Source organism: Enterobacter cloacae complex sp. 2021EL-01169 (assembly GCF_020733125.1).
Lineage (GTDB): Bacteria > Pseudomonadota > Gammaproteobacteria > Enterobacterales > Enterobacteriaceae > Enterobacter > Enterobacter roggenkampii.
The window spans coordinates 1-25898 of sequence record NZ_JAJFTC010000004.1 but is presented as its reverse complement, the minus strand read 5'-3'; the positions used below and the strand labels follow the sequence as shown (position 1 = coordinate 25898).

General features: G+C 54.5%; 30 protein-coding genes. 16 read left to right on the top strand and 14 right to left on the bottom strand.

What is annotated here, in order from left to right:
* Nucleotides 1-33: 33 nt before the first annotated feature.
* Both LLF79_RS13145 and LLF79_RS13140 read left to right on the top strand, forming a co-directional pair.
* Nucleotides 34-1317: a YeaH/YhbH family protein gene (locus tag LLF79_RS13145; protein WP_023292702.1), complete on the top strand. Its 1284-nt coding sequence runs from the start codon at nt 34-36 to the stop codon at nt 1315-1317.
* Nucleotides 1318-1416: 99 nt separating this feature from the next.
* A complete protein-coding gene (locus tag LLF79_RS13140; protein WP_008500735.1) occupies nt 1417-1917 on the top strand; it encodes a YbaK/prolyl-tRNA synthetase associated domain-containing protein in 501 nt (166 codons plus the stop codon).
* Nucleotides 1918-1938: 21 nt separating this feature from the next.
* Here LLF79_RS13140 and yoaI read toward each other — a convergent pair whose 3' ends face one another.
* On the bottom strand, nt 1939-2043 hold the full coding sequence (gene yoaI, locus LLF79_RS13135; protein WP_010430055.1) for a small membrane protein YoaI: 105 nt from the start codon (nt 2041-2043) through the stop codon (nt 1939-1941).
* Between the two features lie 144 nt (nt 2044-2187).
* Here yoaI and LLF79_RS13130 point away from each other — a divergent pair, with 144 nt between their 5' ends.
* Nucleotides 2188-2634 (top strand): DUF441 domain-containing protein, encoded by a 447-nt coding sequence (locus tag LLF79_RS13130; protein ID WP_008500737.1) that lies wholly within the window; start codon nt 2188-2190, stop codon nt 2632-2634.
* Here the strand turns inward: LLF79_RS13130 and LLF79_RS13125 are convergent.
* Entirely contained in the window at nt 2618-3409 is a 792-nt protein-coding gene (locus LLF79_RS13125) for a helix-turn-helix domain-containing protein (RefSeq protein ID WP_274620948.1), read from the bottom strand. The two genes, LLF79_RS13130 and LLF79_RS13125, sit on opposite strands and share 17 nt — an antisense overlap.
* Nucleotides 3410-3508: 99 nt before the next feature.
* On the opposite strand from LLF79_RS13125, the gene LLF79_RS13120 reads away from it, so the two are divergent.
* The gene (locus LLF79_RS13120; protein WP_021241045.1) at nt 3509-4696 is read left to right on the top strand and encodes a CynX/NimT family MFS transporter; all 1188 of its coding nucleotides are present in this window, start codon (nt 3509-3511) and stop codon (nt 4694-4696) included.
* A 31-nt stretch (nt 4697-4727) separates the two neighbouring features.
* On the opposite strand, the gene LLF79_RS13115 is transcribed toward LLF79_RS13120, so the two are convergent.
* Nucleotides 4728-5435, bottom strand: a complete 708-nt coding sequence (locus LLF79_RS13115) for a CTP synthase (RefSeq protein ID WP_227879610.1) — start codon at nt 5433-5435, stop codon at nt 4728-4730.
* A 101-nt stretch (nt 5436-5536) separates the two neighbouring features.
* Here LLF79_RS13115 and LLF79_RS13110 point away from each other — a divergent pair, with 101 nt between their 5' ends.
* Complete coding sequence (locus tag LLF79_RS13110; protein ID WP_023327138.1) at nt 5537-5881, top strand: DUF488 domain-containing protein; 345 nt, start codon at nt 5537-5539, stop codon at nt 5879-5881.
* Here the strand turns inward: LLF79_RS13110 and LLF79_RS13105 are convergent, their stop codons facing one another.
* Nucleotides 5882-6187, bottom strand: a complete 306-nt coding sequence (locus LLF79_RS13105) for a hypothetical protein (protein WP_008500742.1) — start codon at nt 6185-6187, stop codon at nt 5882-5884. It lies immediately after the preceding gene.
* Between the two features lie 80 nt (nt 6188-6267).
* Nucleotides 6268-6522 carry a DUF333 domain-containing protein gene (locus tag LLF79_RS13100; RefSeq protein WP_039023798.1) on the bottom strand — a complete coding sequence of 85 codons (255 nt, stop codon included), beginning with the start codon at nt 6520-6522 and terminating at the stop codon, nt 6268-6270.
* 309 nt (nt 6523-6831) lie between these two features.
* Between LLF79_RS13100 and LLF79_RS13095 the strand changes: the two genes are divergently transcribed.
* Together LLF79_RS13095 and LLF79_RS13090 are read left to right on the top strand one after the other, a co-directional pair.
* Entirely contained in the window at nt 6832-7860 is a 1029-nt protein-coding gene (locus tag LLF79_RS13095) for a sensor domain-containing diguanylate cyclase (protein ID WP_031274981.1), read from the top strand.
* Nucleotides 7861-7905: 45 nt separating this feature from the next.
* On the top strand, nt 7906-8004 hold the full coding sequence (locus tag LLF79_RS13090; RefSeq protein WP_014883431.1) for a YoaK family small membrane protein: 99 nt from the start codon (nt 7906-7908) through the stop codon (nt 8002-8004).
* Here LLF79_RS13090 and LLF79_RS26930 read toward each other — a convergent pair.
* From LLF79_RS26930 to LLF79_RS13075, 4 genes are all read right to left on the bottom strand, one after another.
* A complete protein-coding gene (locus LLF79_RS26930; RefSeq protein WP_008500745.1) occupies nt 7983-8105 on the bottom strand; it encodes a hypothetical protein in 123 nt (40 codons plus the stop codon). The two genes, LLF79_RS13090 and LLF79_RS26930, sit on opposite strands and share 22 nt — an antisense overlap.
* A gap of 29 nt (nt 8106-8134) precedes the next feature.
* A complete protein-coding gene (locus LLF79_RS13085; protein WP_008500746.1) occupies nt 8135-8383 on the bottom strand; it encodes a GlsB/YeaQ/YmgE family stress response membrane protein in 249 nt (82 codons plus the stop codon).
* 284 nt (nt 8384-8667) lie between these two features.
* On the bottom strand, nt 8668-10152 hold the full coding sequence (locus LLF79_RS13080) for a diguanylate cyclase (protein ID WP_375542344.1): 1485 nt from the start codon (nt 10150-10152) through the stop codon (nt 8668-8670).
* 167 nt (nt 10153-10319) lie between these two features.
* Nucleotides 10320-11840, bottom strand: coding sequence for a cyclic diguanylate phosphodiesterase (locus tag LLF79_RS13075; RefSeq protein ID WP_227879609.1), 1521 nt, complete (start codon nt 11838-11840; stop codon nt 10320-10322).
* Nucleotides 11841-12075: 235 nt separating this feature from the next.
* Here LLF79_RS13075 and LLF79_RS13070 point away from each other — a divergent pair, with 235 nt between their 5' ends.
* A complete protein-coding gene (locus LLF79_RS13070; RefSeq protein WP_227879608.1) occupies nt 12076-13575 on the top strand; it encodes a cyclic diguanylate phosphodiesterase in 1500 nt (499 codons plus the stop codon).
* Nucleotides 13576-13866: 291 nt separating this feature from the next.
* On the opposite strand, the gene LLF79_RS13065 is transcribed toward LLF79_RS13070, so the two are convergent.
* The 3 genes from LLF79_RS13065 to icd form a co-directional block, all read right to left on the bottom strand.
* Nucleotides 13867-14112 (bottom strand): DUF2543 family protein, encoded by a 246-nt coding sequence (locus tag LLF79_RS13065; protein WP_021241036.1) that lies wholly within the window; start codon nt 14110-14112, stop codon nt 13867-13869.
* Nucleotides 14113-14186: 74 nt separating this feature from the next.
* A complete protein-coding gene (locus LLF79_RS13060) occupies nt 14187-14534 on the bottom strand; it encodes a DUF1304 domain-containing protein (protein WP_227879607.1) in 348 nt (115 codons plus the stop codon).
* Nucleotides 14535-14611: 77 nt separating this feature from the next.
* Nucleotides 14612-15862, bottom strand: a complete 1251-nt coding sequence (gene icd / locus LLF79_RS13055; RefSeq protein WP_008500752.1) for an NADP-dependent isocitrate dehydrogenase — start codon at nt 15860-15862, stop codon at nt 14612-14614.
* A 117-nt stretch (nt 15863-15979) separates the two neighbouring features.
* Here icd and rluE point away from each other — a divergent pair, with 117 nt between their 5' ends.
* The 8 genes from rluE (at nt 15980) to LLF79_RS13015 (ending at nt 23781) form a co-directional block, all read left to right on the top strand.
* Entirely contained in the window at nt 15980-16642 is a 663-nt protein-coding gene (gene rluE / locus LLF79_RS13050; protein WP_227879606.1) for a 23S rRNA pseudouridine(2457) synthase RluE, read from the top strand.
* Entirely contained in the window at nt 16635-17108 is a 474-nt protein-coding gene (locus tag LLF79_RS13045) for an NUDIX hydrolase (RefSeq protein WP_039266148.1), read from the top strand. The genes rluE and LLF79_RS13045 overlap by 8 nt, the downstream gene beginning before the upstream one ends.
* 40 nt (nt 17109-17148) lie before the next feature.
* Nucleotides 17149-18261 (top strand): tRNA 2-thiouridine(34) synthase MnmA, encoded by a 1113-nt coding sequence (gene mnmA / locus LLF79_RS13040; protein WP_021241033.1) that lies wholly within the window; start codon nt 17149-17151, stop codon nt 18259-18261.
* A 28-nt stretch (nt 18262-18289) separates the two neighbouring features.
* Nucleotides 18290-18919 (top strand): high frequency lysogenization protein HflD, encoded by a 630-nt coding sequence (gene hflD / locus LLF79_RS13035; protein WP_008500756.1) that lies wholly within the window; start codon nt 18290-18292, stop codon nt 18917-18919.
* A gap of 19 nt (nt 18920-18938) precedes the next feature.
* Nucleotides 18939-20309 (top strand): adenylosuccinate lyase, encoded by a 1371-nt coding sequence (gene purB, locus LLF79_RS13030; protein ID WP_008500757.1) that lies wholly within the window; start codon nt 18939-18941, stop codon nt 20307-20309.
* Nucleotides 20310-20432: 123 nt separating this feature from the next.
* Nucleotides 20433-21104: a two-component system response regulator PhoP gene (gene phoP, locus LLF79_RS13025; RefSeq protein WP_025911763.1), complete on the top strand. Its 672-nt coding sequence runs from the start codon at nt 20433-20435 to the stop codon at nt 21102-21104.
* The gene (gene phoQ / locus LLF79_RS13020) at nt 21105-22568 is read left to right on the top strand and encodes a two-component system sensor histidine kinase PhoQ (RefSeq protein ID WP_227879605.1); all 1464 of its coding nucleotides are present in this window, start codon (nt 21105-21107) and stop codon (nt 22566-22568) included.
* A 91-nt stretch (nt 22569-22659) separates the two neighbouring features.
* Entirely contained in the window at nt 22660-23781 is a 1122-nt protein-coding gene (locus tag LLF79_RS13015; RefSeq protein WP_025911765.1) for a cupin domain-containing protein, read from the top strand.
* Nucleotides 23782-23868: 87 nt separating this feature from the next.
* Here the strand turns inward: LLF79_RS13015 and LLF79_RS13010 are convergent, their stop codons facing one another.
* Nucleotides 23869-24360: a transposase gene (locus LLF79_RS13010; protein ID WP_227879604.1), complete on the bottom strand. Its 492-nt coding sequence runs from the start codon at nt 24358-24360 to the stop codon at nt 23869-23871.
* Between the two features lie 95 nt (nt 24361-24455).
* Entirely contained in the window at nt 24456-25679 is a 1224-nt protein-coding gene (pepT, locus tag LLF79_RS13005; RefSeq protein WP_227879603.1) for a peptidase T, read from the bottom strand.
* Between the last annotated feature and the right edge of the window lie 219 nt (nt 25680-25898).

Genomic DNA, 25898 nt, shown 5'->3' with positions numbered 1-25898 from the left:
AATGCAAGTTGGCAAATGCAGTACGGGGGGTATATGACCTGGTTTATTGACCGGCGTCTTAACGGCAAAAACAAGAGCACGGTGAACCGCCAGCGCTTCTTGCGTCGTTATAAAGCGCAAATTAAACAGTCTATCTCCGAGGCCATCAACAAACGCTCGGTGACCGACGTCGACAGCGGCGAGTCTGTCTCCATCCCCACCGATGACATCAGCGAACCGATGTTTCATCAGGGGCGAGGCGGCCTGCGCCATCGCGTACACCCAGGTAATGACCACTTCGTTCAGAACGACAGAATTGAGCGCCCTCAGGGCGGCGGCGGTGGTTCAGGAAGCGGTCAGGGACAGGCCAGCCAGGACGGTGAAGGCCAAGACGAATTTGTTTTCCAGATCTCAAAAGATGAATATCTCGACCTGCTGTTCGAAGACCTGGCGCTGCCGAATCTGAAAAAGAATCAGCATCGTCAGCTTAATGAATATAAAACCCACCGCGCGGGCTATACCGCCAACGGCGTGCCCGCCAACATCAGCGTCGTGCGTTCGTTGCAGAACTCGCTGGCGCGACGCACGGCCATGACGGCAGGCAAACGTCGCGAACTGCGCGAGCTGGAGAGCAGCCTGAAGGTGGTGGAAAATACGGAACCGGCGCAACTGCTGGAAGAGGAGCGCCTGCGTAAAGAGATTGCAGAGCTGAGGGCGAAGATCGAACGGGTCCCGTTTATCGACACCTTTGACCTGCGCTACAAGAACTACGAAAAACGCCCTGAGCCCTCCAGCCAGGCGGTGATGTTCTGTCTGATGGACGTGTCCGGCTCGATGGACCAGGCCACCAAGGATATGGCAAAGCGCTTCTATATTCTGCTCTATCTGTTCCTGAGCAGAACCTATAAGAACGTCGAGGTGGTCTATATCCGTCACCATACCCAGGCAAAAGAAGTGGATGAACATGAGTTCTTCTACTCGCAGGAAACCGGGGGCACCATCGTCTCGAGCGCGCTGAAGCTGATGGATGAAGTGGTCAAAGAGCGCTACGACCCGGCACAGTGGAACATTTATGCCGCTCAGGCGTCGGATGGCGATAACTGGGCCGACGACTCGCCGCTGTGTCACGAGATTCTGGCGAAGAAAATTCTGCCGGTGGTGCGTTACTACAGCTATATCGAAATCACCCGTCGTGCGCACCAGACCCTGTGGCGGGAGTATGAGCATCTGCAGTCGATGTTCGATAATTTTGCCATGCAGCATATCCGTGACCAGGATGACATTTATCCGGTGTTCAGAGAGCTGTTCCACAAGCAGTCTGCTACCAGCAACGCATAATCCCACAGCCAGCGAACCCGCTGGCTGTTTTCTTTCGACCCCGTTCATCCCGTGCTAATCTAGACCCCTGCATACTGGATTATCACCGGGAAAATCGTTATGACTGACGACGTTATTGGCACAGGAACCCACCAGCAGCTCATTACCTTACTCACCGAGCAGGGCGCGCGTTTTCGCGTCATGGAGCACGAGGCGGTCGGGAAATGTGAAGCGGTAAGTGAAATTCGCGGAACCGACCTGCGGCAAGGCGCTAAAGCCCTGGTCTGCAAGGTGAAGGGAAACGGCGTAAAGAAACATGTTCTGGCGATCCTCGCCGCCGACCTGCAGGCTGACCTGAGCCAGCTTGCCAGCCATTTTGGCGGGCTAAAGGCCTCCCTCGCCAGCCCTGCCGAAGTCGATGCCCTGACCGCCTGCGTTTTCGGCGCTATCCCGCCCTTTAGCTTCCATCCTGACCTGGCGCTGGTTGCCGACCCGCTGCTGTTCGAGCGCTTTGACGAAATCGCGTTTAACGCCGGCCTGCTGGAGAAATCCGTGATTATGGATACCCAGGATTACCTGCGCATCGCCCGTCCTGAGCTTGTCACCTTCCATAAAGCGTAACTGCGATGGCTGACGCCCCTGTCAGCCTTTTCTTTCCAGGAACAGCACGGAGGCAACAAGAATAACGGCAATAGCGAAAAACGATGAGGAGATAATCAGCGTTTCCACAAACATGTGATCGTTCATGATGGCGACCCTTTAGCGATATCTGCTTTCGTTTTAATCCGCGTAAATGACAAGGTTATGACAACGATAAAATGTTTTTAACACTGTTCTCTGCCGCGTTTGCGCGTACAGTAAACAGGACCATTATTCTGGCAAGGATTCCCTATGTTTGACCCTACTCTGCTCATTCTTCTGGCACTCGCCGCGCTCGGCTTTATCAGCCATAACACCACCGTCGCCATCTCGATTCTGGTGCTGATTATTGTGCGCGTGACCCCGTTAAATACCTTTTTCCCGTGGATAGAAAAACAAGGCCTCACCATCGGGATCATCATCTTAACCATCGGGGTAATGGCGCCCATCGCCAGCGGCACGCTTCCCGCCTCAACGCTGCTGCATTCGTTTGTAAACTGGAAATCGCTGGTGGCGATCGCGGTGGGGATTTTTGTGTCATGGCTGGGCGGACGCGGCGTCACGCTGATGAGCAGCCAGCCCTCGCTGGTGGCGGGCCTGCTGGTGGGCACCGTGCTGGGCGTGGCGCTCTTTCGCGGCGTGCCGGTCGGCCCGCTGATTGCGGCAGGCCTTGTCTCGCTGTTTATTGGGAAGTCGTAGTCAGGCTGGCCATATAACGCGCCGGCGTCTGGCCCAGTCCCTTCCTGAACATGGTGATAAACGCGGTGGTCGAGTCATAGCCCAGTGACTGGGCCACCTGCTGCACCGATTTCCCGCTTATTAAATGCTGTAACGCCACAATCAGCTGCAGCTGGTGACGCCAGCGGCGGAAGCTTAGACCGGTCTCTTTCACCACCAGCCGCGCCAGATTGCGCTCGCTCATGGCGAAGTGGCTCGCCCACTGCGTTAGCGTCTGCCAGGCGGCGGGCTCTTCCGCCATCTTCTCGCTCATCAGCCTGATTTTGGGATGGGGCGACACCGGCAGCTGCAGATGCTCCTGTCGCTGGAGCGGCAGCTCGTCAAACAGGACGTCCACCAGACGCGAGGTGGCCGCGAGCTGCAGCTGTTCACGTGATTTTTCCGCGAGCGATAAAATCAGCTCCCGCACCAGGGGGGAGATTTTCAGGGTACAGCAGCGCTCGGGCAGGCTGGCAGCCCCCGGCTCAATGAACAAAAAGCAGAGCTGCGCGCCCGGCGTGGCCCTGTTGCTGTGCGGCATCTGTCTAGGGATCCAGACGGCATACTGGGGCGGCACCATCAGCATGGCATTTTCCACTTCACAGGTGATTGCGCCGCCGAGGGCCAGAATCAGCTGCCCCTTACGGTGGTGATGAAGCGGAATATATTGTTCCTCCGCCACTACCTGAATGCGAAATGCGACGGCTGCATCGTACTGGCTATCCGGATCGTAGCCTTCCAGTCCCAGACCAATCATCAGTTTGTCCGATATGAGCGATAAACTGTCATTTTAGCCTGATTTCAACCGCTGAGAAAATCGGTATTGTGTGCGCTCGCTTGAACGTATGAGAACATAATGACTACTGCTATTCGCACCTCAGGAAAACACGGCGCGCTGTTGATTGCAGGCATCCTGATGATTGCCACCACGCTTCGCGTCACCTTTACTGGCGCAGCGCCGCTGCTCGATACCATTCGTCTTGATTATGGCTTAAGCACGGCGCAAACCGGTCTGCTGACCACCCTGCCCCTGCTGGCTTTCGCCCTTGTCTCGCCGCTCGCCGCAGGCGTTGCCCGGCGTATCGGCATGGAGCGCAGCCTGTTTATCGCCCTGCTGCTCATTTGCGCCGGGATTGCCGTTCGCTCGCTGCCTTCCGCCGCTTTGCTTTTCATCGGAACGGCGATCGTCGGCTGCGGTATTGCGCTCGGGAACGTGCTGTTACCGGGATTGATTAAGCGTGATTTTCCGGGCCAGGTGGCGAAGCTCACCGGCGCCTATTCCCTGACGATGGGCGTCTCGGCGGCGTTTGGCTCAGCGATGATCGTTCCCCTTGCACAGGGGAGCGCGGGCTGGCATGGCGCGCTGCTGATGCTGATGGCGTTTCCGCTGGTCGCACTGCTGCTCTGGCTGCCGCAGTGGCGTCAGAAACACGTCGCAACGGTAACGGGCGCAGGCGCGCTGCAAAACCGCGCGCTCTGGCGCTCGGCCCTCGCCTGGCAGGTGACGCTCTTTTTAGGAATTAACTCGCTGATCTACTACGTCATCATCGGCTGGCTGCCGGCGATATTGCTGAGCCACGGCTACAGCGAAGCGCAGGCCGGTTCGGTACACGGTCTGTTGCAGCTGGCCACGGCCGTGCCGGGACTCGCCGTTCCGCTGATCCTCCACCGCCTGAAAGATCAGCGAGCGATCGCAGGCTTAGTGGCCCTGATGTGCGCGATAAGCGCGGCAGGATTATGGTTTATGCCCGGAATGGCGGTGATGTGGACGCTGATGTTTGGCTTTGGCACAGGGGCAACAATGATCCTCGGCCTGACGTTCATCGGCCTGCGCGCCAGCTCTGCGCACCAGGCGGCGGCGCTCTCCGGAATGGCACAGTCGATTGGCTACCTGCTTGCCGCCTGCGGCCCGCCGCTGATGGGGAAAATTCACGATACCGCAGGAGACTGGCAAATCCCGCTTCTGGGCTGTGCGCTGGCCGCTGTGATAATGGCTATCTGCGGTGTGTTAGCCGGGCGAGACCGGGAGATCGCGCCCCGTTAAATCCTTAGGCAGACCACCGGGTCTGCCTTTTTTACCCGCGCGCTGCGCGCAGCATCGCCTGCACCAGCACGACCGGGCGTCCTTCCAGCGCGGCACGTTCATGCTGGAATAAGGTGATCACGAAGAACGGGTGCGTCACCAGCTCCGCGGCACGAATTTCACCCCGATCGTCCCAGCCCGTCACATGCATATCACCGCTTTCCAGCGCCTGCGCAAACGCCGGCGACACGCCATAGTTACAGTGATACCCCTCTTCAATTTCGGGCTTGCCGTACGCTTTGGCGATCAGCGTATTATTGCGCAGCTCAATGGCATCCGTTTTTTCCACCAGCGAGCAGGTCAGCGGCGCAATCACCATGGTGCCTTCGGTATCCGTCTCAGCGTGTGCCGCATCAGCCCAGCCCAGCATGTTTCGGGCATACTCAATCAGCGCATGCTGGAACCCGCCGCAGGTGCCCAGGAACGGGATGCCGTTCTCACGGGCGTAGCGCGCGGCAATAAAAGCGGCCGCCGTGTTTTTATAGGGGCTGGCAGGAACCAGCCAGATGGCATCGTAGCCCACCAGATCTTCAGCGCTTGTTAGCTCCGTCGTGGCCAGCCAGTCGTAATCGGCGGTGAGGTCAAGCACTGCAGCGGCGTCGTCAATGGCCAGCGGGATAGCCTGATGCGCAATAACATTGGGATTGTAATCGCCAACCAGCGCAATGCGCAGCGTTGTTTTAACCGGGAGGTGTTCCATGAAAGGTTCCTTATGCCAGAGTATTATCAGATAACATAAGGAACCTCAGACTACCGATCTTTTGCAATTATCACAATACCTTAAATTGGGAGGGTGGAATCATGATTCAGTGCAAACGGGTATACGAACAGGCAAGCCCTGACGACGGCTATCGGGTACTGGTGGACAGGCTGTGGCCGCGCGGGCTGAAGAAAACGGATCTCGCGTATGACGAATGGTGTAAAGCGCTCACGCCTTCGAATGAATTACGCAAGGCTTTTCACAGCGACACGATTGATTTCGCCGCCTTCAGTCAGGCCTATCGGGAAGAGCTGGCGCAGCAGGCTGACGAGGGCGTGCGTCTGGCGACGCTGGCGCGCAGGCAGACCGTCACCCTGCTCTTTGCTGCCAAAAACACGGAGCAAAATCACGCTCTGGTCTTAGCCGACTGGCTGCGCCATCTGTGATCAGCCGATCGTCAGTTCATCCAGAATTTGCGGCGCTTCATCCGGGGTGAGCGGCATCAGATGTTCGGCGCGGACAAAGGCAAAGCCGTGCTGGTTGTCAAAGGCGTAGACGTCACCCGTCACCAGCCAAAGCGCGCGATCTGCGGTGACCGGTAATTGCGTCATCACGCCGTTGACCGGGTTAACAAAACGCAGGCCAGGCTGGCAAAGGCCAAACAGCTCAACAGATTTACCAATATTGCGACGGCCTGACGCCGTGCGGGCGCCAACGATCATCGCCATGCTGCCCGGTTTTAGCTGAAACATACTTCTCTCACGATAACGAACGCCAGGAACTGGCTAAGAATAATCTTAAAGAGAAGTGTATCGCAGGCAATATTACTTTGTCACCTGGCGGGTTGCGGATGGTCGCGACGATAGAGCGTCCATTCATCAATCACTTCGCCGCCCGGTAATTTGCACTCGGTACGCACGCCCTGCGGGCTTTGAACCGGGACCTGTTCCCCGCCTTTCTCCAGACAGTAGACGGAAGCTGGGTTCGCCATACCGATAACGTGCGGCGGTTTCGGTGCATCAGGTGGCGTGGTTGTGGCGGTGCAGGCGGCCAGGGGAAGCGCCAGCGCCAGAAGCAGAAATCTCATCTCATTGATCCTTTTGACGTCATCAGAGTCTAAGGGTAACGGGTCATCGCCACGTTCTCCATGATTTCTCCATTTTAACTGCACTTTTCAGCACTATAGTGTGGCATGTTCTCGATATGACCAGAGAACATCATTCCGTAATCAAGATGTCTTTGCCCCGGTCTCAACAACGGGGCTTTTTTTCTCGCCTGCTGCCCGCCCCCTGCATATATTAAATTTTCTGTATTCATGTTTTACTATGTCTGAAGCCTAAAAAATCAGCATAACATGCAGATGCAGACGTCTTCTGCCTGGGAGTCATTCTACGTCATGTCGGATCTTATCCTCGCTCGCGTTTCAGAAACCCTTGCCACCGAGCAATCCCTTGAAAGCCTCGTTCGCCAGCTGCTGGAGATGCTGGAGATTGTCACCGACATGGAGTCGACCTACCTGACGAAGGTGGATATCGAAGCGCGGCTGCAGCACATTCTCTACGCCCGCAACAGCAAGCAGATGACGATCCCGGAGGGGCTGAGCGTCCCATGGGATGAGACGCTGTGCAAGCGCGCGCTGGATAGTGACACGATATTCAGCAATGACGTGCCCGAGCGTTGGCCCGAGTGTGAAGCTGCGAAAGCACTTGGTATTACCACCTACATGAGTATTCCTGTCCATCTTGCGGATGGTTCACTTTACGGAACGCTCTGTGCCACCAGCACGGCCAGAAAGCCGCTGAGCGAGCGCGGTGAACAGGTCCTGAAGCTCTTCGCCGGGCTGATCGCCCAGTCCATTCAGAAAGAGTCGCTGGTCACCCAGCTTCGCGAAGCCAATGCGGCCCTCATCGCGCACTCCTATACGGATGCCCTTACCGGTTTACCCAACCGTCGCGCCATTTTTGAAGATCTGACCACCCTCTTTTCTCTGGCCCGGCACCTGAAGCGTAACGCCATCATCGCGTTTATCGATCTGGATGATTTCAAGCTGATTAACGATCGTTACGGCCACGAGGCTGGCGACCAGTTCCTGATAGAAGTGGGCAAGCGTTTGACCGAAGAGAAACAGCAGGACGATATTATCGGTCGTCTGGGCGGGGATGAATTTCTGGTCGCGTCGCTGAGCCAGCCCCACCAGGACGGGGATAACGCGCAGCTTACGCTGCTCAAAACGCGCCTCAGCGCCTGCATCGCCGGCGAATACTGGCTCGGCAGCGTTCATATTATTTATCCGGGCGCCAGCTTCGGCGTGATCGAAGTGGACCCTGCCGCAACCGATCCTGACAGCGCGTTACGCGCTGCGGATGTCGCGATGTATCAGGATAAGAAAGGAAAAAGCAAATCACGCTTTCTCACCATTGATTAACCCCGTACACTCTACGGCGTTACAGAAACCGAAACAGGTGATGGTATGAGAATAGGGATCCTCTTCCCGGTCGTTATATTTATAACGGCGGTGGTATTTTTAGCGTGGTTTTTTGTCGGCGGTTACGCGGCGCCGGGGGCATAAATGCGGAAGACAACCGTCATTATGCTGATCGTTGCCATCGCGGCGTTTGCCGGCACGCAGCTTGGCTGGTGGTAAACGCCAGTACGTAAAAAGGCCGCCATCTGGCAGCCTTTTTCAACGCTTTCAGACCTTAGCTTTTGATCTTTCTGTAGATAAACAGAACAACCAGCGCACCGATCACCGCGACGGCGAAACTGCCGAAGTTAAAGCCATCGACCTTGCCAAAACCGAACAGCGTACTGATCCAGCCGCCGACTACCGCGCCGACAATACCCAGTATTACGGTGACGATAAACCCACCGCCATCTTTGCCCGGCATGATCCACTTCGCCAGAATACCCGCAATAAGCCCAAAGATAATCCAGGATAAAATTCCCATAACTTTCCTCTCTGTATGGTTTTTGTCATTAAATCAACGACACAAAAAAGAATAGCACAGGATTCCAGAAAGGAAATTTGTGATAAGCATCACAATGAGAGAGTGGGGAATTATTCATCAAAAAAATGTACGGGCCACAGAAACTGTGGGGTTGCATCTTTTGTTGAGAAAGATTATCTTTCTCAACACTGAATGGTTGAGAGAAACACTCAGGTATTCAGTACGACATTGCTCACATTGCTTCCAGTATTTCTTGCCCACTCCTGAGTGGGCTTTTTTTTTGCTCATACCCCAACAAACGCGTACCGGTTACGTCCCGCGCGTTTCGCCTGATAGAGCGCCTGGTCTGCGGCAATAACGATATTTTGCTGGCTGCCTGCAATGTCGACGGCACGGGCGGTGGAAATTCCGACGCTTACCGTCACCCGGCCGAAGGGGCTAAAGGCATGCGCGATTTGCAGCGAGAACACATTGCGAATAATCGTCTGGGCCAGACGAAGTGCCTCCTGAATATCCGCATCCGGCAATATCAGCGCAAACTCCTCTCCGCCGTAGCGCGCCACAAGCTGATTATCACGGGTAAGGCTCTCCCTGAGGCTGTTTCCGAGCATTGCCAGACACCGGTCCCCTTCAGGATGACCATAGTTATCGTTGTATTTTTTGAAGTAGTCCACGTCCACGATCAGTACCGAAATCGGCGCGTCATGCGCGGCGCACGTAGCAATTTCCGAGAGGATTTTTTCATCAAAGACGCGGCGGTTGTACAGCCCGGTCAACGCATCTTCTGAAGCGATAATCTTCAGCGCTTTGTTATCCCGTGTTTTTCGGGACAGGTCGGAATACAGGAAGTACGACGCCACGATGAGTATCGCCGTAAACACGAAAATGAGTACCGCCAGCTGAATCGCCTGCTTGCGCCAGGGTGCAAGAGCTTCATCAATGCTGACGGCCACTGTGGTGACCAGTCCGTAGCGTCGGTTTTTCTCATAGGCATAGATGCGCTCGATTTTATCAAACCGTGAGATGGAGCTGGCTATCCCCGTATTTTGTACTTTGAGATATTTCCTGAAGAGCGGTGAATCAGAAACAATCGTGCCGATATAGGTATTTTTAAAGGGATAACGGACCAGCAGCACGCCTGATTGCGTCGTTAAGCCGATGACGCCCGAGTGGCCGATATTAATCTGCCCGTAGAGTGCCAGAAAATTTTCAATACCGAGCGTCACCACCACGACACCGTTAAATGCCCCGGACTGAGTTTCAAGGCGCCGACTGAGGGTGATAACCCATTTGCCATTGGTTCTGCTTACCACCGGCTCCCCAATAAAGACCTGCTGAGTTTTATTTTCCTTGTGATAGATAAAAAACTCTCTGTCCGAGCCTTTGCGTGGCCCCGTGAAACTTTCATGCAGCGCGGTGAAGATATCGCCCTGAGCGTTGTAAACAACCACATTATTAATCTGGGTAAGAAGGTTATCCTGATTATGGATCATGTGCTGAATATTGGTCGCCTGCTGCGGGGTCATGCCATAAATTTCGATTATGTCGGAAACGGTAGTAATTAACATTTCACTCTGGCGCATGATCCCTTCAGTATAAACATCCAGGGTGTGGCTGAGGTTAGCGACGCTGGTATTAATTTGCTGGATTGACTGCTGTCTGGACGTGGCAATTTGGACGGCAAGCGCCAGCGAGATGATCAATGAGACAATGATGACGGTAATGGTTGTTGTGTAAAAAGTATTTTTCACATGCACGAGCTTTTCCACCTTATCACGCCTGATATCCCTGGCTGACAACTCTTGTCACTGTAACAAAGCTCAGGATAAGAGGAAAATGAATTGCACTTAAGCATACAACAGAAGCTCGTCTTTATTTTGTGTTTCACCGCCAGGCAACCCGCTCTATTCCTGATTTTTTTACAGCGCCTGACGTTTTACAGCATCACGGCCTCCCTGGGCTTAGATAAAATGACTTTAATAAAATCGATATAGGAGACGGGTTTACCAAAATAATACCCCTGCAACAGGGTAATTTCATTACGGTTGAGGTACTCCAGCTGCTCTTTCGTTTCTACACCTTCGGCCACGATACGCAATGAGAGTTTTTTCGCCAGGTCAATAACGCAGTCCAGCAGGATCGTTGAGTCCTTCTCCTCAGAAACCCGGTTAACAAAGCTTTTATCAATTTTAATATAATCTATGGCAAGCGCATTAAGACATGACAGCCCGGAATACCCCGTCCCAAAATCATCCAGTGCAATGACAAAACCGGCGTTATGGAGCGCGTTGAGGTTTTCCACCAGATGAGGATTATCGATCAACGGTTCACGTTCGGTCACCTCGAGAACCAGCTTCACGGCTTTACCCTGAAACCCCTTGCCGAAGAGACGACAGTCACCGAGGAAAGAAGGGGCATCAATGTGTCTGGCGCTGATGTTCACCCCGATATGGAACCCATCCGGTAGCTTCGGCAACAGCGGCTTAAGCTGTGTGACCACTTTCGCCATCAAGCCTTTGGTCAGCGGAATAATCAACCCGCTACGTTCAGCAATCGGAATAAAGACATCCGGCGGGATAAACCCAGACTTTGGATGCTTCCACCTTGCCAGGACTTCAACCCCGTATAACCCGCCGGTGTCCCCGTTCACGATCGGCTGGTAATAAGGCACGATCTCTCCCTGCAAAATGGCCTTACGCAAATCGTCTTCAAAGGTGGTGCTTTTTCCCTTGTATCGGCGGATCAAAATGCCCACCGCGAGGGATAGCGCGAGAATCAGCAGTATCAGGCTCCAGCCCTGGTGCAGTAGCCGCGTCAGGCTAAAAAAGGCAGGCGGTTGCCAGGCCAGACTAAAGGGGAATTGCGAAGATGCCGTAAGTGAACCCGTCCACGAGGCCGCTTTCCATCCGGTCACGTCACCGTTGCGCGTAAACATGCTTTCGCCGACAACCAACCCCAGGTCAACGCTGTTTGATGCGTTTGCGATGACGTCCTGCAAATGCGCATCACTGACGCTGACGATGATGCGCCCGCCTGCGATGGGCATCTGGAAGACAAGTACCGGGATGCCGTTCACCAGTCGATTACCGGGGAGCAGCATTAATTCTTTTTCAGGTAGCGTCTCCGGATGAACAATCAATACGCCATTCCCCGGAAGGGATGTACAGATGATTTGCCCCTGCTGCTGGATCATGATGGCGCGCAGATGCGGTTTTAGCGCAGCTTCTGTCCCCAGCGCCATCTGCCCGCTGCTGGTACACCCCTGCTCCGCAACGCGCTTCGCCGTGCTGGCCGCACTGACGGCTTCCGACAAAATGCTTTCTATTTTCTGGGTGCTTACCGTGGCGGTGTGAACGTTATTCATTTTCGCCATCTGCCATAACTGCCAGTTAATAATCAGTATGCCGATCAGAAAAAGAAACAGGGCACTGAGAATAGGGATCATCACGTTGCGCACGATGTTTTCCTTAATAGAAAAAACAAGCATGGATGTTCTGGTAGAAGAGCCTGTGCTAACCCGGTATTGCTTATAACAATGAAAATAGCTTAGCTGAGAATTATCTTAAAAAACTGATGCTTTCGTATGAGTTCACCCGCCCGAATTTGCTCACCCGGCGTGACTATCAGGGTTGTGCCTTGCCCAGGCTGTGTTAAGATTTATGAATTCAGGGAGCGGACAGGATAACCGGAAAATGAAAAAGCGTATTGCCGTTGCGATCGTTTCAACGCTTCTGGTCATCCTGTCTCTTTATGCGGTCAATGCGGTTATCCTTGGTCAGCAAAAAACCAAACAGCTTGAAATATCCCGAACCCTTTTACATTATTCCGAAGACCTGTCCCAAAACGTGGCGCTGGGCCTTAAAAGCATAACGACGCAGGGGTGTGATAAAACCAGCCTTGATAGCTACAGACAAATAAAGCTTAACAACCTCTATTTCGGGGATATCGGTTTTATTGAAAAAGGAAACATTGTCTGTACCGCTTTTTGGGGTAAACTCGCGACGCCCGTTCCACTTCCTGCGGAACTGCATAAAACGCCGAGAGGTTTTCTCCTCGCGCAGTTTTCTAGAAAAGATTTTTTCACGGGCAATGCGGCCATTTATAATAATATTATTATCTTCACCTCCCGCTATGCTTACGATAAATTCACCCCGGTGACCGCAAGCTATTCTCTGAGTGCCACCACAAAGGACTTTGGCCGGATCTTTTTTTCGGCTGCCCCCGACCTGCGAGCGCGGAGCTGGCTGCACTCCACGTTGTTCACCCTGACCATTACACAGTGCAGCGCCGTGTGGGATTTATGCGTGATTGTAAAACATCACGATGCGGGACTGGCCTCGCTACCCCCGTTTATCTTGACGTTTCTCGCGATCATTCTCTACTTTATCTGGGTCGCGATAACGTTATTTGTCTTCCGTATCCATGAAGACCGTTTTTCGCTGGAACGTACGCTAATCAAAGCCGTGATAACAAATACCTTCAGCGTTAACTATCAGCCCATTATTCGCATTCGCGATCAAAAAATCGTGGGTGTGGAAGTTCTGTCGCGATGGCGCGATCAAAAACACGGAGACGTCTCGCCGGAGCTGTTTATCCCATTAATTAAGAAAATCGGGCTGTATAAAAGATATTATGGCAATGTTATCGGTAAATCTCTCTCAGAAATTGCCCCGCTGGCGATTAAGCATCAGCTGATCGTTTCAATCAACGTTGGGCGGAAAGAAATTGAAGACGGACAGTTTATTAACATTTTGCGTCGCGAGTGCTTAGTCAACAACCTTCCCCTTTCCCTGATGAAGGTCGAGCTTTCTGAGAAAGCCGTTTCCGCGGCGGATATCCTTGAGGGATTCTGCCAGGAACTAAAATCGCTTGGCGTTAAAATTTCAATCGATGATTTCGGCGTGCAAAATTCAAATCTGGCGCGGCTGTCGCAGCTTGAATATGATGAAATCAAAATTGACAAATCGCTGGTGGATGGCATCAGCGAAGATTATAAGCAAAACATCTTTGTTATCTTCAGCGATGCCCTCGCGAAGTTGAATAAAACCGTTGTTTTCGAGGGCGTGGAAAATGAAACTCAGTATCGCTTTATTGCGGACAGATATCCCGACGCGCTGATCCAGGGATGGTATTTTTCAAAAGCACTCACCCTGAGCGAGCTGGCGAAGCGACTCACCGGCGTCGCCCCCTAACCTGAAGCCTGTCCTGCTCGTTTTTTTACACTCGGACGTTTCCATTTTTTCCGCCAAAACATATAGTCGTCATATTCAGACGGTAGATTCCCCTGAAGCACATTCTTATTTTGGTTAAAAACGTGAAATTATCCTTAGTTTTTCCAGCAGTACTCTTTCTTCTGATCGTTATTTTCGCGCTGTTTGTCGATAAACCCGCTTCGCCTATTCTGCGGAAAAAATGCATGTGGTCCGATAGCGTGATGCTGAGCTGCATCGCAAAGCATCAGCATAAACAGTTTCTAAGGCAGGCTATTCATTTCCCCACTGATTGAGGAAGTTCGCAACATCATCAATGCGACCCGCACGGATCCCGGCTTCTTTGGCCATCTCCTGCTGGGCTTCCTCGCTGATCTCCTCATTATTCGCTAAGCGGGTGAGCAGCAGCTGGAAATAGTGTGCCAGCGCGTCGCGCTCTGATTCCGCGACTTGCTCTGCGGCCTCCGTCGCGTACTCATCGGCAATATCATAATATTTCAGGGGGATATCGTTGTGCATAACAGTCTCGTCTCTGGTCAATAAAGGTAACGTCACGAGTATATCGGACGCATTATCTCAACCAAAGCATTGCTTCAGATGAGTAACGCAAGCAGCGCAGCGAGCGCGGGAATGGCCTGCACGTACAAAATTTTACGGCTGGCGGTGGCTGCGCCAAAAAGCCCGGCGATCAGCACGCAGGTCAGGAAGAAGATGGCCACCTGAATCCCGTTTTCGCCGAGCCAGAGGCTCCGCAGCAGGCCCGCCGCCAGGAACCCGTTATACAGCCCCTGATTCGCCGCCAGCACGCGGGTGTCGCGTGCAAAATCAGGACGCAGATTAAAGGCCTTGTGCCCTGTTTTGGTATTCCACAGGAACATTTCCAGCACAAGAATGTAGAGATGAATAAGTGCAACGACAGTGATAAGGACAGTGGCTAACATCGGGTTGTCTCCCGCGGGCAGAGGCAAAAAAAACGGGAACCCTCGGGCCCCCGCTCTTGTTTAACCCAGAATCTGGATTACATGTTCGCGATAATCGCGTCGCCAAACTCTGAGCATTTCAGCAGCTTAGCGCCTTCCATCAGACGTTCGAAGTCATAGGTGACGGTTTTCGCGTTGATTGCGCCTTCCATACCTTTAACGATCAGGTCTGCGGCTTCGAACCATTCCATATGACGCAGCATCATCTCTGCGGACAGGATGATAGAGCCCGGGTTCACTTTGTCCTGGCCTGCGTATTTAGGTGCAGTACCGTGGGTAGCTTCGAACAGGGCGCACTCGTCACCGATGTTCGCGCCAGGGGCGATACCGATACCGCCAACCTGAGCTGCCAGGGCGTCAGAGATGTAGTCACCGTTCAGGTTCATACAGGCAATCACGTCGTATTCCGCTGGACGCAGCAGGATCTGCTGCAGGAACGCATCGGCGATCACATCTTTAATGATGATCTCTTTGCCGGTGTTCGGGTTTTTGATCTTCTGCCATGGGCCGCCGTCGATCAGCTCACCGCCGAACTCTTCTTTCGCCAACTGGTAGCCCCAGTCTTTGAACGCGCCTTCGGTGAACTTCATGATGTTGCCTTTGTGAACCAGGGTCACAGAGTCACGGTCGTTGGTGATCGCATATTCGATGGCCGCGCGCACCAGACGCTTGGTCCCTTCTTCGGAGCACGGCTTAATGCCAATACCGCAATGCTCAGGGAAGCGAATTTTCTTCACGCCCATCTCTTCGCGCAGGAATTTAATCACTTTCTCTGCATCAGCAGAGTCCGCTTTCCATTCGATACCCGCGTAGATGTCTTCTGAGTTTTCGCGGAAGATGACCATGTCGGTCAGTTCTGGATGCTTAACCGGGCTTGGGGTGCCCTGATAGTAACGAACCGGACGCAGACAGACGTACAGGTCCAGCTCCTGACGCAGTGCCACGTTCAGGGAACGGATACCGCCGCCAACTGGCGTCGTCAGTGGGCCTTTGATAGCAACGCGGTAGTCGCGGATCAGGTCCAGCGTTTCTGCTGGCAGCCAGACGTCCTGGCCATAAACTTGCGTCGATTTCTCACCGGTGTAAATTTCCATCCAGGAAATTTTACGCTCGCCTTTGTAGGCTTTCTCAACAGCGGCATCAACCACTTTCAGCATTGCCGGGGTAACGTCTACACCGATACCATCACCTTCGATGAATGGAATGATCGGATTGTGAGGAACGTTAATCTTGCCGTTTTGCAGGGTGATCTTTTTACCTTCCGCCGGAACAACTACTTTGCTTTCCATTAACCTCTCCTTCGAGCGCTTCTGGTTGTTACTGATCTTATGTTAATAAATTGTAATGAGCCCTTCGATAGTACCTGATTGTCCGACGCCATGAAAGGTCTTCGTTATTAGGCTATAATGCGGCAATTGATAACGCCTGAAAATACCATGAAGAAAACTTCTTTTACAAAACACCGGGTTGAGCGATTCAGCTCGCGACAAGCCGCCAGACGACCGCAAGAAACCCAGCCAAGGCGGGTGATTCTGTTCAATAAACCCTACGATGTTTTGCCGCAGTTCACCGATGAAGCCGGACGCAGCACGCTTAAGGACTACATCCCGGTTCAGGGGGTCTACGCGGCCGGGCGTCTGGACCGCGACAGCGAAGGCCTGCTGGTCTTGACCAACGACGGCGCGCTGCAGGCGAAACTCACGCAGCCGGGGAAACGCACCGGCAAAATTTACTTCGTCCAGGTAGAAGGCGAGCCGGATGACGAGACGCTGGAAAAATTGCGCAAAGGCGTCACGCTCAACGACGGTCCCACCCTGCCGGCAGGTATTGAACGCGTGAATGAACCGGAGTGGCTGTGGCCGCGTAACCCGCCTATCCGCGAACGCAAATCGATTCCGACAAGCTGGCTTAAAATCACCCTTTATGAAGGCCGCAACCGCCAGGTTCGGCGCATGACCGCACACGTCGGCTTCCCCACCCTGCGCCTGATTCGTTACGCCATGGGTAACTACACCCTGGAAACGCTGGCAAACGGTGAATGGCGGGACGTAAGGAGTCACTATGTTTAAACCGCATGTCACGGTAGCCTGCGTGGTCCACGCCCGGGGGAAATTCCTTGTTGTCGAAGAGAGCATTAACGGCAAAGCGCTGTGGAATCAGCCTGCCGGGCACCTTGAAGCCAATGAAACCCTCCTGCAGGCGGCAAAACGCGAGCTGTGGGAAGAGACCGGTATTCACGCCGAGCCCCAGCACTTCATCCGTATGCACCAGTGGATTGCGCCCGACAGCACACCGTTCCTGCGTTTTTTATTTTCCGTTGAGCTTAGCGAAACGTGCGCCACTGAGCCGCAGGATGACGATATCGACCGCTGTCTGTGGGTCACCGCCGACGAGATCCTGAACGCGCCAAACCTGCGCTCGCCGCTGGTTGCGGAAAGCATCCGCTGCTGGCAGTCAGGCGCACGCCTGCCGCTGGATGTCATCGGCGCATTTAACTGGCCGTTTACAGAGGGTGCCAATGGTGGGGGGGCGTGATAGAATACGCCGCCTTGAAGTTCAATGTCGTGAGTATTCCATGTCAGATAACAGCCAGAAAAAAGTGATCGTCGGCATGTCCGGCGGTGTCGATTCCTCCGTTTCCGCCTACCTGTTACAGCAACAGGGCTATAAGGTGGAGGGCCTGTTCATGAAGAACTGGGAGGAAGATGACGGCGAGGAATACTGCACTGCCGCAGCGGATCTCGCCGATGCGCAGGCCGTGTGCGATAAGCTCGGCATTGAACTGCACACCGTTAACTTTGCCGCAGAATACTGGGACAACGTTTTTGAACTGTTCCTCGAAGAGTACAAAGCGGGCCGTACGCCGAACCCGGATATTCTGTGCAACAAAGAGATCAAATTTAAGGCCTTCCTGGAATTCGCCGCGGAAGATCTGGGCGCAGACTACATTGCGACCGGTCACTACGTGCGTCGCGCTGACGTGAATGGCAAAAGCCAGCTGCTGCGCGGTCTGGACGGCAACAAAGATCAAAGCTATTTCCTCTATACGCTGAGCCACGAGCAAATCGCCCAGAGCCTGTTCCCGGTCGGCGAGCTGGAAAAGCCGCAGGTGCGTAAAATCGCCGAAGAGCTGGACCTGATCACCGCGAAGAAAAAAGACTCTACGGGTATCTGCTTCATCGGCGAGCGCAAATTCCGCGATTTCCTCGGACGTTACCTGCCCGCACAGCCGGGTAAAATTGTCACCGTCGATGGTGAAGAGATTGGCCAGCATCAGGGGCTGATGTACCACACCTTAGGCCAGCGTAAAGGCCTGGGTATCGGCGGGACGAAAGAAGGTAGCGAAGATCCGTGGTACGTGGTCGACAAAGATGTCGAAAACAATATTCTGGTTGTTGCTCAGGGCCATGACCATCCGCGTCTGATGTCCGTTGGCCTGATCGCGCAGCAGCTGCACTGGGTCGATCGTGAGCCGCTGAAAGGCACGCTGCGCTGCACGGTGAAAACACGCTACCGTCAGACCGATATTCCTTGCACCGTTACCGCGCTTGATGACGACCGCATTGACGTGCGCTTCGACGAGCCGGTCGCCGCCGTCACCCCGGGTCAGTCCGCTGTCTTCTACAGCGGCGAAATCTGCCTGGGCGGCGGGATCATTGAACAGCGCCTGCCGCTGCCCGCTGTTTAACAGCGTTTGCACACATAAAGGAGACCGTGTGGCGAAGAACTACTATGACATCACCCTGGCGCTGGCGGGAATTTGCCAGTCAGCCCGTCTGGTGCAACAGCTGGCGCATCAGGGTCATTGCGACGCTGATGCCCTGCACGTTTCACTCAATAGCGTTATCGACCTCAACCCCGGTTCGACCCTGGGCGTGTTCGGTGGCAGTGAAACCAATCTTCGTCTCGGTCTTGAAACCCTGCTTGGCGTGCTTAACGCCAGCAGCCGTCAGGGGTTAAACGCAGAGCTGACCCGCTACACGTTGAGCCTGATGGTGCTGGAGCGTAAGCTGAGCGCAGCAAAAGGCGCGCTGAATACCCTGGGCGATCGCATTGCCGGGCTACAGCGTCAGCTTGACCATTTTGACCTGCAGTCCGACACGCTGCTGAGCGCCATGGCCGGCATTTATGTTGACGTCATCAGCCCGCTGGGCCCACGGATTCAGGTCACCGGCTCCCCTGCCGTGCTGCAAAGCCCGCAGGTACAGGCAAAAGTACGCGCCTCCCTGCTGGCAGGGATCCGTGCCGCCGTACTGTGGCACCAGGTTGGCGGTGGCCGCCTGCAGTTAATGTTTTCTCGTAATCGCCTGACCACTCAGGCAAAACAAATTCTTGCTCATTGTTAACCTCCCGGAGTTGCGAATTATGGAATTATCCTCACTGACCGCCGTATCCCCTGTCGATGGACGCTACGGCGATAAAGTCAGCGCGCTGCGCGGGATCTTCAGCGAATATGGTTTGCTGAAGTTCCGTGTTCAGGTTGAAGTACGCTGGCTGCAAAAGCTGGCCGCCCAGGCAGCAATCAAGGAAGTTCCTGCTTTTGACGAAAAGGCAAACGATTACCTTGATAAAATCGTTGCCGAGTTTAGCGAACAAGACGCCGCGCGCATTAAAACCATTGAGCGCACCACCAACCACGACGTGAAGGCGGTTGAGTACTTCCTGAAGGAGAAAGTGGAAAGCGTTCCTGCGCTGCACGCCGTGTCTGAGTTCATCCACTTCGCCTGTACGTCTGAAGACATCAACAACCTCTCTCATGCGCTGATGCTCTCCACCGCGCGCAAAGAGGTGGTGCTGCCTTACTGGCGTAAAATCATCGACGCGGTGAAAGCGCTGTCCGTGGAATACCGCGACATTCCGCTGCTCTCGCGTACCCACGGCCAGCCAGCCACCCCATCCACGATGGGTAAAGAGATGGCGAACGTCGCGTACCGTATGGAGCGCCAGTACCGTCAGCTGGAACAGGTTGAAATTCTGGGCAAAATCAACGGCGCGGTCGGTAACTATAACGCCCACATCGCCGCGTATCCGGAAGTGGACTGGCACCAGTTCAGCGAAGAGTTCGTGACCTCGCTGGGCATTCAGTGGAACCCGTACACCACCCAGATTGAGCCGCACGACTATATTGCGGAGCTGTTTGACTGCATCGCGCGCTTTAACACCATCCTGATCGATTTCGATCGTGACGTGTGGGGCTACATCGCCCTGAACCACTTCAAGCAGAAAACCATCGCCGGTGAAATCGGCTCTTCCACCATGCCGCACAAAGTGAACCCGATCGACTTCGAAAACTCCGAAGGTAACCTGGGTCTGGCGAACGCCGTGCTGCAGCATATGGCGAGCAAACTGCCGGTATCCCGCTGGCAGCGCGACCTGACCGACTCCACCGTACTGCGTAACCTGGGCGTGGGCATCGGCTACGCGCTGATCGCGTACCAGTCCACGCTGAAAGGCGTGAGCAAGCTGGAAGTGAACCGCGATCGTCTGCTGGACGAACTGGATCACAACTGGGAAGTGCTGGCGGAGCCGATTCAGACCGTGATGCGTCGTTACGGCATCGAAAAACCGTACGAGAAGCTGAAAGAGCTGACCCGCGGCAAACGCGTTGATGCCGAAGGTATGAAGCAGTTTATCGACGGCCTGGCGCTGCCGGAAGAAGAGAAAACCCGCCTGAAGGCGATGACTCCGGCGAACTACATTGGCCGCGCCATCACCATGGTTGACGAGCTGAAGTAATCCCTTCTCCCCCCTTTCCGCCCGGAAAGGGGGTTGCTTTTCCCCGGTTTACTCAATGTTTATCCCCACAGCAACATAATCAGCGTTAAACTATTCATACTATTTATTCTGGGAGAAAAGATGATGCGCGTACTGGTTGTTGAGGATAACGCATTGCTACGCCATCACCTGAAGGTTCAGCTTCAGGAGATGGGACATCAGGTGGACGATGCTGAAGATGCAAAAGAAGCCGATTATTATCTCAATGAACACCTGCCGGATATCGCCATTGTCGATTTAGGGTTGCCTGACGAAGACGGCCTGTCGTTGATTCGTCGCTGGCGCAGCCACGATGTTTCCCTGCCGGTTCTGGTGCTGACCGCCCGTGAAGGCTGGCAGGATAAAGTTGAAGTGCTCAGCGCGGGGGCAGATGATTACGTCACTAAGCCGTTCCATATTGAAGAGGTGGCGGCCCGCATGCAGGCGCTGCTCCGTCGCAACAGCGGGCTGGCGTCGCAGGTTATTTCCATCCCGCCTTTCCAGGTCGATCTCTCCCGCCGCGAGCTCTCAATTAACGATGAAGTCATCAAGCTGACCGCATTCGAATATACGATTATGGAAACGCTGATCCGCAACAGCGGCAAGGTGGTGAGTAAAGATTCTTTAATGCTTCAGCTCTACCCTGACGCTGAACTGCGCGAGAGCCATACCATTGACGTGCTGATGGGACGACTGCGTAAGAAAATTCAGGCCCAGTACCCGCAGGATGTGATTACCACCGTCCGCGGTCAGGGCTACCTGTTTGAATTACGCTAAATGAGACGGATTTTGCGTCATCTTCTGCCCCTCTCACTGCGGGTTCGTTTTTTACTGGCAACGGCTGCGGTGGTGCTGGTGCTGTCGCTCTCCTACGGCATGGTCGCCCTGGTGGGGTACAGCGTCAGCTTCGATAAAACGACCTTTCGTCTCTTACGCGGCGAAAGCAATCTGTTTTATACCCTGGCGAAATGGGAAGACAACCGAATCACCGTCGAAATGCCGGAAAACCTTAATCAGCAAAGCCCCACCCTCGCCATGATTTACAACGAAAAGGGAAAGCTGCTGTGGGCGCAACGCGACATTCCGTCGCTGGTCAAAAGCATTCGTCCGGAGTGGCTTAAAACCAACGGGTTTCACGAAATTGAAGCCGATCTCAACACCACCAGCTCGCTGATCCGTGAAGATCGTTCCCTGCAGCAAAAGCTGAACGAGATCCGCGCCGACGACGCCGAAACGGAGATGACGCACTCCGTTGCGATTAACCTCTATCCGGCGACGCTAAATATGCCGCAGCTGACCATCGTGGTGATCGACACCATTCCGGTCGAGCTGAAGCGTTCTTATATGGTCTGGAGCTGGTTCATCTACGTTCTGGCGGCAAATCTGCTGCTGGTGATCCCGCTGCTGTGGATAGCGGCGTGGTGGAGCCTGCGCCCCATTGAATCACTGGCGAAAGAGGTTCGCGAGCTGGAAGAACATCATCGCGAAAAGCTAAATCCGGAAACCACCCGCGAGCTCACCAGCCTGGTGCGAAACCTCAACCGCCTGCTGAAAAGCGAACGCGAACGCTATGATAAATACCGTACGACGCTTACCGATCTGACCCACAGCCTGAAAACCCCGCTTGCGGTGATGCAAAGCACCCTGCGTTCCATGCGCAGTTCGAAGCTGAGCGTCGACGATGCCGAGCCGGTGATGCTGGAGCAGATCAGCCGTATTTCCCAGCAAATTGGCTATTACCTCCACCGCGCCAGCATGCGTTCCGGCAGCGCCCTGCTGAGCCGCGAGCTGCATCCGGTCGCCCCGCTTCTGGATAACCTCACGTCCGCCCTCAACAAGGTTTATCAGCGTAAAGGGGTGAATATCAGCCTCGATATCTCGCCAGAGATAAGCTTTGTGGGTGAAAAAAATGACTTCATGGAAGTGATGGGTAACCTGCTGGATAACGCCTGCAAATACTGTCTGGAGTTCGTGGAAGTGTCGGCGCGCCAGACGGATAACGAACTGCATATCATCGTGGAGGATGATGGCCCGGGGATCCCGCGCAATAAACGTGATGTGGTGTTCGATCGCGGTCAGCGCGCCGATACGCTACGTCCTGGCCAGGGCGTTGGATTAGCCGTCGCCCGGGAGATTGTCGACCAGTATGACGGGAAAATCGAAACCAGCGAAAGTTTGCTGGGCGGCGCGCGAATGGAGGTCATTTTTGGTCGCCAGCAGCCCACATCGAACGATAGTTAACCCGTTATGTGAAAAATGCGAGGATCTCGCAGCCGGGGGGCTGAGCTTCCGTTATAATCCGAGTCAGTAAGAGCCTGCGGAATAAAAAAATATGGATTATCACTTAACGCTTAACTGGCCCGAGTTTATTGAACGTTACTGGCAAAAACGCCCGGTCGTTCTGAAACGCGGGTTCAGCAATTTTGTCGACCCTATCTCGCCTGACGAGCTGGCCGGTCTGGCCATGGAAAACGAAGTCGACAGCCGCCTGGTCAGCCACCAGGACGGGAAATGGCAGGTTAGCCACGGTCCTTTCGAAAGCTACGATCATCTCGGTGAAAACAACTGGTCGCTGCTGGTACAGGCGGTCAACCACTGGCACGAGCCGACGGCCGCCTTAATGCGTCCGTTCCGCGCCCTGCCCGACTGGCGCATGGACGATCTGATGATCTCCTTCTCCGTACCGGGCGGCGGCGTAGGCCCGCATCTGGACCAGTACGATGTGTTCATCATTCAGGGTACGGGCCGCCGCCGCTGGCGCGTGGGCGAAAAAGTGCCGATGAAGCAGCACTGCCCGCATCCGGACCTGCTTCAGGTTGATCCCTTTGAAGGGATTATCGACGAAGAGCTGGAGCCGGGTGATATTCTCTACATCCCGCCGGGATTCCCTCATGAAGGCTACTCCCTGGAGAATTCCCTCAACTACTCCGTCGGGTTCCGCGCGCCAAGCGGCCGCGAGATGATCAGCGGATTTGCCGACTATGTTCTGCAGCGCGAGCTGGGCAGCTATCGTTACAGCGATCCCGACGTGCCTGCGCGTGAGCACCCGGCAGACATCCTGCCTGCGGAGCTGGATAAGCTGCGCGGCATGATGCTGGATCTGATCAACGAGCCGGAACATTTCCGTCAGTGGTTTGGCGAGTTCATCAGCCAGTCCCGCCACGAGCTGGACGTTGCGCCTCCGGAGCCGCCGTATCAGGCGGACGAGATTTACGATGCGCTTCAGCAAGGCGACAAGCTGACGCGCCTGGGCGGGTTGCGCGTGCTGCGCATTGGTGAGGACGTGTTCGTCAACGGCGAGAAGCTGGACTCTCCGCACCGACCGGCGCTGGAAGCGATTGCCAGCCATCTGGTGCTGACTGCGGATACCTTTGGCGATGCGCTGGAAGACCCGTCCTTCCTCGCGATGCTGGCCGCGCTGGTCAACAGCGGGTACTGGTTCTTTGAGGACTAAGTCGTGATATTTGCCGGGTGGCGGCTTCGCCTTACCCGGCCTACATTCGGATCGTAGGCCCGGTAAGCGTAGCGCCACCGGGCGTTTTTATCGCCGCTCCCCCGCGGCAAAATCCTCAATCTCTCCTGCCCAATTTACCGGATACAACCCTTCAGCCACGTCCCGATGAAACGTTGAGTACGGCCAGTCGCTGACTTTACCCACATAGCCGTGCTTCAGCGGATTGACATAAATGTAATCCACATGCCGCCGGTAGTCCTCTTCGTTGCGGATAGTGTGCTCCCAGAATCGTGGCTGCCAGATATAGCGCATGTCGATGCTGCGGCTGAATGTCTTTTTGATATCCCGCCAGCGGGCGGAAAAATCACTGTCCCCGTCCGGTAGGGTCCAGATACAGTGCATATGTTCAGGCAAAATAACCCACGCGTTGATGGTGAAGGGCTTCGCACGCTTAACCGTTGAGGTGGCGGAACGCAGGCTATCGATATGGCGGGTAAGCAAATCGCTCTGACGGTTTTGCAGGTTGACGGTGAAGAACCAGGTTCCACCGGGGACGTAATGGCGACGGTAGTTTGACATGGGCACTCCTTGCCTCATTGCCGGGTGGCGGCTTTGCCTTACCCGGCCTACATTCGGATCGTAGGCCCGGTAAGCGCAGCGCCACCGGGCATTCTTTAGCGTTTAGCGGTCAACTCAGCTATCCGCACTATCACCTTCACCGCCTTTTCCATCCCTTCCAGCGTCACAAACTCATGTTTACCGTGATAGTTATAGCCACCGGTAAACAGGTTCGGGCACGGTAGTCCCATAAACGACAGCTGAGAACCGTCGGTACCGCCGCGAATCGGTTTTAATATCGGTTCAATATCGCAGTCGCGCATCGCCTGCTGGGCGATATCGAGAATATGCAGATGGGCCATCACCTTCTCGCGCATATTGTAATAGCTGTCTTCGATGATGAGCTCGATATAGCAGTCAGGATGCAGGCCCTTGCCCACCTTCTTGGCGATCTCCATCATCTTGCGCTTGCGCGCCTCAAAGGCTTTACGGTCAAAATCGCGGATGATGTAGTGCATCTGCGCGCTGTCCACGGTGCCTTTGATGCTGGTCAGGTGGTAGAAACCTTCATACCCTTCGGTCTGTTCGGGGCTCTCTTCCGCCGGGACTTCCGCGTGAATTCGCGACGCCAGCGACAGCGCGTTGACCATGACGCCTTTGGCAGAGCCTGGGTGAACGTTGTTGCCGACAATTTTGATCGTGACTGACGCGGCATTGAAGTTTTCATACTCCAGCTCACCGACGCCGCCACCGTCGACGGTGTAGGCCCACTGGGCGTTAAAGGCGTCCACGTCGAAGTGCTTCGCGCCCTTGCCGACCTCTTCATCCGGCGTAAAGGCCACGCGGATATCGCCGTGCGGAATATCGTTGCCCTTCAGCACCGCCAGCGCCGTCATGATCTCCGCGATGCCCGCTTTGTCATCCGCCCCCAGCAGCGTTTTACCATCGGTGGTGATCAGCGTCTGACCGAGCAGCTGGTGCAGCACCGGGAACATCACGGGCGAGAGCACTTCATCACCGATCCCCAGCGCAATGTCGCCGCCGCGGTAGTTTTCAACAATCTGCGGGTTCACATGTTTACCGCTAAAATCCGGAGAGGTGTCGACATGGGAGATAAAGCCAATCGCCGGGATATCCCCGTCGACATTCGCCGGCAGCGTTCCCATCACAGTGCCTTTCTCGCTTAACGTGACGTTGACCAGCCCCATGGCGTCAAGCTGCTCTTTAAGCAGGTTTAATAGCTTCCACTGGCCTTCGGTGCTTGGCACCTGGCGAACACCCGGCTTAGATTGGGTATCCAGCGAAACGTACTGTAAAAAACGCTCAAGTAATTTATCCATGCAGTCACCCTCACTTTTTGTGACAACATTATCAATAAGCATCAAAACGCAAATATTGCGTCAGGTCACTTTTATCCCGCAAACGAGAATATTTAATGAGATGGTCACTCCCTCCTTCCCGGTACTATGCTGAGGACAGGCTTTCATTCGGAGAACTATCATGGAAAACATTGCGCTCATTGGTATCGATCTGGGTAAAAACTCTTTCCATATTCATTG

Bases quoted from the DNA above. Each gene is read 5' to 3' on its own strand.
- LLF79_RS13145 (WP_023292702.1), top strand. From the start codon at position 34: ATGACCTGGTTTATTGACCGGCGTCTTAACGGCAAAAACAAGAGCACG.
- LLF79_RS13140 (WP_008500735.1), top strand. From the start codon at position 1,417: ATGACTGACGACGTTATTGGCACAGGAACCCACCAGCAGCTCATTACC.
- yoaI (WP_010430055.1), bottom strand. From the start codon at position 2,043: ATGAACGATCACATGTTTGTGGAAACGCTGATTATCTCCTCATCGTTT.
- LLF79_RS13130 (WP_008500737.1), top strand. From the start codon at position 2,188: ATGTTTGACCCTACTCTGCTCATTCTTCTGGCACTCGCCGCGCTCGGC.
- LLF79_RS13125 (WP_274620948.1), bottom strand. From the start codon at position 3,409: ATGATTGGTCTGGGACTGGAAGGCTACGATCCGGATAGCCAGTACGAT.
- LLF79_RS13120 (WP_021241045.1), top strand. From the start codon at position 3,509: ATGACTACTGCTATTCGCACCTCAGGAAAACACGGCGCGCTGTTGATT.
- LLF79_RS13115 (WP_227879610.1), bottom strand. From the start codon at position 5,435: ATGGAACACCTCCCGGTTAAAACAACGCTGCGCATTGCGCTGGTTGGC.
- LLF79_RS13110 (WP_023327138.1), top strand. From the start codon at position 5,537: ATGATTCAGTGCAAACGGGTATACGAACAGGCAAGCCCTGACGACGGC.
- LLF79_RS13105 (WP_008500742.1), bottom strand. From the start codon at position 6,187: ATGTTTCAGCTAAAACCGGGCAGCATGGCGATGATCGTTGGCGCCCGC.
- LLF79_RS13100 (WP_039023798.1), bottom strand. From the start codon at position 6,522: ATGAGATTTCTGCTTCTGGCGCTGGCGCTTCCCCTGGCCGCCTGCACC.
- LLF79_RS13095 (WP_031274981.1), top strand. From the start codon at position 6,832: ATGTCGGATCTTATCCTCGCTCGCGTTTCAGAAACCCTTGCCACCGAG.
- LLF79_RS13090 (WP_014883431.1), top strand. From the start codon at position 7,906: ATGAGAATAGGGATCCTCTTCCCGGTCGTTATATTTATAACGGCGGTG.
- LLF79_RS26930 (WP_008500745.1), bottom strand. From the start codon at position 8,105: ATGGCGGCCTTTTTACGTACTGGCGTTTACCACCAGCCAAGCTGCGTG.
- LLF79_RS13085 (WP_008500746.1), bottom strand. From the start codon at position 8,383: ATGGGAATTTTATCCTGGATTATCTTTGGGCTTATTGCGGGTATTCTG.
- LLF79_RS13070 (WP_227879608.1), top strand. From the start codon at position 12,076: ATGAAAAAGCGTATTGCCGTTGCGATCGTTTCAACGCTTCTGGTCATC.
- LLF79_RS13065 (WP_021241036.1), bottom strand. From the start codon at position 14,112: ATGCACAACGATATCCCCCTGAAATATTATGATATTGCCGATGAGTAC.
- LLF79_RS13060 (WP_227879607.1), bottom strand. From the start codon at position 14,534: ATGTTAGCCACTGTCCTTATCACTGTCGTTGCACTTATTCATCTCTAC.
- icd (WP_008500752.1), bottom strand. From the start codon at position 15,862: ATGGAAAGCAAAGTAGTTGTTCCGGCGGAAGGTAAAAAGATCACCCTG.
- rluE (WP_227879606.1), top strand. From the start codon at position 15,980: ATGCGGCAATTGATAACGCCTGAAAATACCATGAAGAAAACTTCTTTT.
- LLF79_RS13045 (WP_039266148.1), top strand. From the start codon at position 16,635: ATGTTTAAACCGCATGTCACGGTAGCCTGCGTGGTCCACGCCCGGGGG.
- mnmA (WP_021241033.1), top strand. From the start codon at position 17,149: ATGTCAGATAACAGCCAGAAAAAAGTGATCGTCGGCATGTCCGGCGGT.
- purB (WP_008500757.1), top strand. From the start codon at position 18,939: ATGGAATTATCCTCACTGACCGCCGTATCCCCTGTCGATGGACGCTAC.
- phoP (WP_025911763.1), top strand. From the start codon at position 20,433: ATGCGCGTACTGGTTGTTGAGGATAACGCATTGCTACGCCATCACCTG.
- phoQ (WP_227879605.1), top strand. From the start codon at position 21,105: ATGAGACGGATTTTGCGTCATCTTCTGCCCCTCTCACTGCGGGTTCGT.
- LLF79_RS13015 (WP_025911765.1), top strand. From the start codon at position 22,660: ATGGATTATCACTTAACGCTTAACTGGCCCGAGTTTATTGAACGTTAC.
- LLF79_RS13010 (WP_227879604.1), bottom strand. From the start codon at position 24,360: ATGTCAAACTACCGTCGCCATTACGTCCCCGGTGGAACCTGGTTCTTC.
- pepT (WP_227879603.1), bottom strand. From the start codon at position 25,679: ATGGATAAATTACTTGAGCGTTTTTTACAGTACGTTTCGCTGGATACC.